This window comes from Mesorhizobium sp. M7A.F.Ca.AU.001.01.1.1, assembly GCF_004022735.1.
Taxonomy (GTDB): Bacteria; Pseudomonadota; Alphaproteobacteria; order Rhizobiales; family Rhizobiaceae; genus Mesorhizobium; species Mesorhizobium ciceri.
Genome location: NZ_RZPF01000345.1, coordinates 1 through 6549 on the forward strand (window position 1 = coordinate 1; position 6549 = coordinate 6549).

9 protein-coding genes are annotated in these 6549 nt (G+C 62.3%); 6 read left to right on the forward strand and 3 right to left on the reverse strand.

What is annotated here, in order from left to right; genetic code table 11:
- From hisH to hisB, 3 genes are all read right to left on the reverse strand, one after another.
- On the reverse strand, positions 1–486 hold a 486-nt coding region (gene hisH, locus EN884_RS20560), incomplete at its 3' end, for an imidazole glycerol phosphate synthase subunit HisH (RefSeq protein ID WP_128360710.1).
- Between the two features lie 23 nt (positions 487–509).
- On the reverse strand, positions 510–986 hold the full coding sequence (locus EN884_RS20565) for a DUF2628 domain-containing protein (RefSeq protein WP_063169778.1): 477 nt from the start codon (positions 984–986) through the stop codon (positions 510–512).
- A gap of 4 nt (positions 987–990) precedes the next feature.
- Positions 991–1590 (reverse strand): imidazoleglycerol-phosphate dehydratase HisB, encoded by a 600-nt coding sequence (gene hisB / locus EN884_RS20570; RefSeq protein ID WP_063169777.1) that lies wholly within the window; start codon positions 1588–1590, stop codon positions 991–993.
- A gap of 242 nt (positions 1591–1832) precedes the next feature.
- Here hisB and hslV point away from each other — a divergent pair, with 242 nt between their 5' ends.
- The 6 genes from hslV to EN884_RS20600 all read left to right on the forward strand — a co-directional run.
- The gene (gene hslV, locus EN884_RS20575) at positions 1833–2384 is read left to right on the forward strand and encodes an ATP-dependent protease subunit HslV (protein ID WP_013528351.1); all 552 of its coding nucleotides are present in this window, start codon (positions 1833–1835) and stop codon (positions 2382–2384) included.
- Positions 2374–2889, forward strand: a complete 516-nt coding sequence (locus EN884_RS20580; protein WP_024502003.1) for a GNAT family N-acetyltransferase — start codon at positions 2374–2376, stop codon at positions 2887–2889. The genes hslV and EN884_RS20580 overlap by 11 nt, the downstream gene beginning before the upstream one ends.
- On the forward strand, positions 2886–4055 hold the full coding sequence (locus EN884_RS20585; RefSeq protein WP_063169776.1) for a hypothetical protein: 1170 nt from the start codon (positions 2886–2888) through the stop codon (positions 4053–4055). Before EN884_RS20580 ends, EN884_RS20585 begins: the two co-directional genes overlap by 4 nt.
- Positions 4056–4161: 106 nt before the next feature.
- Complete coding sequence (locus tag EN884_RS20590) at positions 4162–4707, forward strand: DUF2585 domain-containing protein (RefSeq protein ID WP_224618702.1); 546 nt, start codon at positions 4162–4164, stop codon at positions 4705–4707.
- Between the two features lie 4 nt (positions 4708–4711).
- On the forward strand, positions 4712–6022 hold the full coding sequence (gene hslU / locus EN884_RS20595) for an ATP-dependent protease ATPase subunit HslU (RefSeq protein ID WP_013528355.1): 1311 nt from the start codon (positions 4712–4714) through the stop codon (positions 6020–6022).
- 231 nt (positions 6023–6253) lie between these two features.
- Positions 6254–6549: DUF1402 family protein (locus EN884_RS20600; RefSeq protein WP_128360711.1), on the forward strand; the 296-nt coding region annotated here is incomplete at its 3' end.

A 6549-nucleotide genomic window follows, 5' to 3' on the forward strand; every position in this document is an offset into this window, starting at 1 on the left:
GTGGTAGGAGTGCACGAAATAGGCGTGCAGCCCGTTGGTCCCGGTGGGAATGCCGGCAAACAGTGGATGCTGGCGTTTGAGTTCGATGGTGTTCCAGCCGATCTGCGGGATCTTCAGCGCCGGATCGGAAGGCATGATCTCCTTGACGTCGCCCGATATCCAGCCGAAGCCCTCGGTAATTGTCTTTTCAAGGCCGCGCTGCGACATCAGTTGCATGCCGACGCAGATGCCGAGGAAAGGCCGGCCCTTGACGATCGCGACATCTTCGACGGCTTCCCACATGCCTTCGACGGCCTGCAGGCCGGCCGCGCAATCGGCATAGGCGCCGACGCCGGGCAGGACGATGCGATCGGCCGTGCGCACCCGCTCGGCATCGGCCGTCAGGTCGATCTGCGCCGCGATGCCGGCTTCGCGCGCGGCGCGCTCGAAAGCCTTGGTGGCCGAGCGCAGATTGCCCGAGCCGTAGTCGATGATCGCAACCCGCATCTCAGCTTCTTCCCGGAATCATGTCAGTTTCTTCCCGGTATGTGGGTCAGCCCCAGCGCAATGCCCGGCTGCGCTGGCCGCGCGAGGGCAGCATCGGGGACCATGCGCGGCGCCGGCACAACCTCATCGGCAAGCGCTTCCGCCTCCAGTGCATAGCGTGTGTCGGCATCGTCGAGCCAACCGGCTTCGACCGCGCCCCACTCGTGCCAACCACGCCGGCGAAGTGCCGCGATGCGCAGGCCTTGCCCTTCCAGGCCGACATAGAGCGAAACCAACAACGACAGCAGCGACCCGGCCACACCAAGGCCGAGCTTCTGGCCCAGCATCGAAAGCAGGCCCATGACGACGAAGGCAAGTGCTGCTTCGATCCACAGCCGATGCCAGGCGAACCATAGCGGCGGCACCAGGAGGCCCAGCCAGGTGAAGCCATCGCGGACAAAGGCCGTCGCATCAGCCTTTTCGCTGCGGCCTGGCGGTTCCATCACGACGTAGGTGGCCATGGCCTTATCCCTTCAACGATCCCTTGGTGGAGGGAACCGCATCCGGCTGGCGCGGATCGCGTTCGAGAGCAGCGCGCAGCGCGCGCGCCACCGCCTTGAAGCAGGTCTCGGCGATGTGATGGTTGTTGGCGCCATAGTGGTTGGTGACATGCAGCGTAATGCCGGCATTCTGCGCCAGCGCCTGGAAGAACTCGCGCACCAGTTCGGTGTCGAAGGTGCCGATCTTCGGCGACGAGAAGGAAACGTTCCAGACCAGGAAGGGACGGCCGGACACATCGATCGCGGCGCGCGTCAGCGTCTCGTCCATGGCAAGGTCGATCGAGGCATAGCGCATGATGCCGCGCCGCTCGCCGAGCGCCTTGGTCAAGGCCTGGCCGAGCGCGATGCCGGTGTCCTCGACCGTGTGGTGATCGTCGATATGCAGGTCGCCCTTGGCCCTGACCGTCATGTCGATCAGGGAATGGCGCGACAGCTGGTCCAGCATATGATCGAAGAAGCCGACGCCCGTAGCGATATCCGACTTGCCGGACCCGTCGACATGGACCGACACGGAGATGTCGGTTTCCTTGGTCTTACGGCTCGCTTCGGCGGAACGGGGCGGCATCACTCTATCCTTGTCCAGAGGTTCACATCGTGACCGGCTCAGAGGCTTCAAGCGCTCGCAGGCTTGAAAACGAAAGCCTTCTAGCAGCATGATCCGGCGATTGCCAGTTGCCTCCGGCATCGGTATCGGCCTTGCCAGAGAGCGATTTGCAATCACCGGCCCCATGCATACATATGGCCGATCAAAGTTACTCGTACCGCGCCAATCGCCTTATCGGGATGGCGCTGCTCGGAGCCCAAGAAATGTCCAATGAACTGACCATGCACGCCACGACCATCGTGACGGTGCGCAAGGGCAACAAGGTGGTGATCGCCGGCGACGGCCAGGTCAGCCTTGGCCAGACCATCATGAAGGGCAACGCCAAGAAGGTGCGCCGCATCGGCAAGGGCGGCAATGTGATTGCCGGTTTCGCCGGCGCCACCGCCGACGCCTTCACGCTTTTGGAGCGGCTCGAGGCCAAGCTCGAACAATATCCCGACCAGCTGACGCGCGCCTGCGTCGAGCTCGCCAAGGACTGGCGCACCGACCGCTATCTGCGCCGGCTGGAAGCGATGATGCTGGTGGCAGACAAGTCAGTCTCGCTGGCGCTGACCGGCACCGGCGACGTGCTCGAACCCGAATTCGGCGTCATGGCCATCGGTTCGGGCGGCAATTACGCGCTGGCCGCGGCCCGCGCGCTGATGGACAGCGACAAGGATGCCGAGGAGATCGCCCGCAAGGCGATGCAGATCGCATCCGACATCTGCGTCTACACCAACAACAATTTCGTCGTCGAAACGCTCGATGCCGCCTGAAGAGGTGGTGACCTATGATTTTCGGCCGGTGACGGAGAAAGACCTGCCGATGATCGCCGGCTGGCTTGCCCAGCCGCATGTTGCAGAGTGGTGGGACGATCCGGAGACGGAAATCGCCGGGATTAGCGATCATATCGACTCGATTTCCGTCGAGCCGCTGATCGTCGAGCTCGACGGCAAGCCGATCGCCTATCTGCAGAGCTACGACCCGCATCTGGAAGACGACCACCCCTACGCCGACCAGCCGTTCGGCACGCTCGGCATCGACGTGTCGATCGGCGTGCCGGAGCTGGTCGGGCGTGGCCATGGCTCGGCGATCGTGCGCCAATTCGTCGAACAGCTTTTCGAGGAAGGTGTTCCGCGCGTCATCATCGACCCGGATCCCGCCAATGTCAGGGCGATCCGCGCCTACGAAAAGGCCGGCTTTGTTGCCTTTGACACCAGAACATCGGAGTACGGGCCAGCCCTGATGATGGCGCGCGACGCGACGCAGGAGCCCAATTGATCAGCGCCGAAACCCTCGACAAGGCAGTCGCGAAAGGTTTGATCTCGCAGACCTTGCGCGATCAGTTGGAGGCCATGGAACGCGCGGTCGCTCTCGCCCCCGAGGCCAGGCGCGCCGATGATGAGAGTGACGAGGGTGACGAGGAAAACCTGCGGCTGGTCGGCGGCGGCAACGATCTGTTCGTCACCGTGGGAACCGTTCTGCTCAGCGCCGGCTTCTTCTTTGTCCTCACCACCTTGCTTCCAGGCCAGACATTCTGGATCGCCGGCATCTTCGCGGTTTTCGCCTGGGGGCTCGCCGAAATCGTCACGCGTCAGCACCGGATGAAGCTATCGTCGTCCGTGCTTGCCCTGATTTTCATGGCCGCCATTCTGGCCGCTCTGGCGCTGCAAGTGGAGGCCAGCTTCGGCATACGCAAGCCGGAAACCATCTGGCAGCTATTGGCGTTGCGCCAGACGGCGTCCCGGGCCGGATATCTGTTCCTGGGCGGAGGAATAATCGCGGCGGCGATCTATTTCTGGCGCTTTCGCGTCCCCATCATTGCCGGGACTATCGCCATCGCCTTCACACTGCTTGCCTTCCTGCAAACGGCGATAATCCTGTATGACAGTGTGACAACCGGCGCGATTGCGCCGCCGCGCCTCGAGGACGTTCCCGAATTGCTTCGCGCGGCCCTTTACATGCCGCTGATCTGCGGCCTGATCGTGTTCGCAACGGGTGTCGCTTTTGACATTTACGACAGGGATCGACGCAAGATCTGGTCCGATTGCGCTTTCTGGCTGCATGTCGTCTCGGCGCCGATGCTGGTGCATCCGCTCTTTATCATGGCAACCGGCCAAAACGTCGTATTCGGACATATCGCGCCGGATGCCAATGCAACCATCATGCTGACGATTCTGATCCTTGGCTTCCTCTATGTCGCGCTGGCCATAGACCGCCGTTCGCTTCTGGTTCCTACATTGGCTTACTTCGGCTCGCTGGGCATCTATTATCTGGTGAATTCCGCCTCCGATTCGACGGGCATCCCGCCTTTTGCCTTGATCCTGGTCGTTGTTGGCGCGCTGATTATTCTGTTCGGGGCCGGCTGGCAGCGTATCCGGCGGATTGTGGTCAACCTCACCTTGCCGGCGGCCGTGATCCGCCGGCTGCCGCCGCTGAAGGCGTGACAGGGCTTTGTGATGGTCGAGACGGCGACGCGAAACGAGGGGGAATGAATCGATGACGACACCGGCCACGGAAAACAGCTATTCGGCCTACGAAGACAGCTGGCGGATGGGGCTTCTGCTGGTGCTTGCCCTGGTCATCTTCCAGGCCGGGGCGCTCTACGGCATGGGGCGGACGCCGATCTGCACCTGCGGCTACGTCAAGCTCTGGCATGGCGTGGTGAACAGTTCGGAGAATTCCCAGCACATTTCGGACTGGTACACCTTCTCACACATCATCCACGGCTTCCTGTTCTATGCGCTGGCGCGGTTCCTGTTCCCGCGTTCGCCGATCGGCCTGAGGCTGGCGTTCGCCGTCTTCATCGAGGGCGGCTGGGAGCTGCTGGAAAACAGCCCGTTCATCATCGACCGCTACCGCGCCGGCACCATTTCGCTCGATTACTATGGCGACAGCATCATCAATTCGGTGTCGGACACACTGGCCATGGTGCTGGGATTTGTGATGGCGCGAAGGCTACCTATATGGGTGATCGTCAGCCTCGCCATCATCTTCGAACTCGGCACCGGCTACCTCATCCGGGACAATCTGACACTCAACGTGATCATGCTGCTGCATCCGTTCGAGGCCATCAAGCAGTGGCAAAGTGGAATTTAGTGATATGAGCACATTTTCTCCCCGCGAAATCGTTTCGGAACTCGACCGCTTCATCATCGGCCAGAAGGACGCCAAGCGCGCCGTGGCCATTGCCTTGCGCAACCGCTGGCGCCGCCAGCAGCTGGAAGGCCAGATGCGCGAAGAGGTGATGCCCAAGAACATCCTGATGATCGGGCCGACCGGCGTCGGCAAGACGGAAATCTCGCGCCGCCTGGCGCGGCTGGCCGGTGCGCCCTTCGTCAAGGTCGAGGCGACCAAGTTCACCGAAGTCGGCTATGTCGGCCGCGATGTCGAGCAGATCATCCGCGACCTGGTCGAGATCGCCATCGGCCTGGTGCGCGAGAAGATGCGTGAGGACGTCAAGGCGCGCGCCCACGTCAACGCCGAGGAACGTGTGCTGGAAGCACTGGTCGGCAAGACGGCGAGCCCGGCCACCCGCGACAGTTTCCGCAAGAAGCTGCGCGACGGCGAGCTCGACGACAAGGAAATCGAGGTCGAGGTTGCCGACACCGGCAGCGGCGGCATGCCCGGATTTGAAATCCCCGGCATGCCGGGCGCCAATATCGGCGTGCTGAACATCAACGACATGCTGTCGAAGGCGATGGGCGGCAAGAAAACCAAGATGCGCAAGACGACGGTGAAGGAGTCCTACGACCTGCTGGTCAATGACGAGTCCGACAAGCTGCTCGATCAGGACGAGGTGGTGCGCCGGGCGCTCGATGCCGCGGAAAACGACGGCATCGTCTTCCTCGACGAGATCGACAAGATCGCGGCGAGATCGGACATTTCCGGCGGGCCCTCGCGCGAAGGCGTGCAGCGCGACCTGCTGCCGCTGGTCGAAGGCACCACGGTGGCGACCAAATACGGACCGTTGAAGACGGATCACATCCTGTTCATCGCCTCCGGCGCCTTCCACGTCTCGAAGCCGTCCGACCTGTTGCCGGAATTGCAGGGCCGCCTGCCGATCCGCGTCGAACTGCGGGCGCTGGAGAAGGACGATTTCGTGCGCATCCTGACCGAGACCGAGGCCAGCCTGATCAAGCAGTATATCGCGCTGATGAAGACCGAGGGCGTCGAGTTGACCTTCACCGACGACGCCATCGATTCGCTCGCCGGCATCGCCGTCGATCTCAACGCCAGCGTCGAGAACATAGGCGCCAGGCGCCTGCAGACGGTGATGGAGCGGGTGCTGGACGAAATCTCCTACGATGCGCCCGACCGCAACGGAACGAGCGTCACTATCGACGCCGCCTATGTCGAAAAGCATGTCGGCGATCTGTCCAGGAATACCGACCTGTCGCGGTTCATCCTTTAAACGACGGCGCCGAAACGTTCCGGCGCCGGTCCAGGCAACATTTTCCGGCAAGCAAAATCATGTGTGGCCAGATGGTACCATCTGGCCACCTTTCGTCCTGCCGGGTGAAGGGGCGCTCTCGACTCGACCAAGAGCTTTACCTAGTTTGCGCGGCAATTCTCGATCTCTAGGTTGACGCAATTCCGGAAAACCGTTTCACACTTTTCCTGGAATTGCTTGGGCGGCGGGTGCATGAAAAAACTGATCCTGGTCATTCTCGGCTTGACGCTGGCGGCGACGCTGTTCGCCGCCGAGGCAGCGACATTGGTGCCGCCGGGAAATCGCAATGCCGTGCAGCCCGACATTCCCGGCGCCTCCAGCCGGCGCACGCAGGCGACCAACACCAGCTTCCAGGCGAAGTACCGCAAGGTCTATGCCCTGCTGCAGAACGACGCCGATCTGCGCGCCAAGATCAGGAAGGCGGCGGCCGCCTACGGCATCGATCCCCTGCACATTGTCGGCGCCATCGTCGGCGAGCACACCTACAA

Bases quoted from the DNA above. Each gene is read 5' to 3' on its own strand.
- hslU (WP_013528355.1), top strand. From the start codon at position 4,712: ATGAGCACATTTTCTCCCCGCGAAATCGTTTCGGAACTCGACCGCTTC.
- EN884_RS20590 (WP_224618702.1), top strand. From the start codon at position 4,162: ATGGGGCTTCTGCTGGTGCTTGCCCTGGTCATCTTCCAGGCCGGGGCG.
- EN884_RS20580 (WP_024502003.1), top strand. From the start codon at position 2,374: ATGCCGCCTGAAGAGGTGGTGACCTATGATTTTCGGCCGGTGACGGAG.
- hslV (WP_013528351.1), top strand. From the start codon at position 1,833: ATGTCCAATGAACTGACCATGCACGCCACGACCATCGTGACGGTGCGC.
- hisB (WP_063169777.1), bottom strand. From the start codon at position 1,590: ATGCCGCCCCGTTCCGCCGAAGCGAGCCGTAAGACCAAGGAAACCGAC.
- EN884_RS20565 (WP_063169778.1), bottom strand. From the start codon at position 986: ATGGCCACCTACGTCGTGATGGAACCGCCAGGCCGCAGCGAAAAGGCT.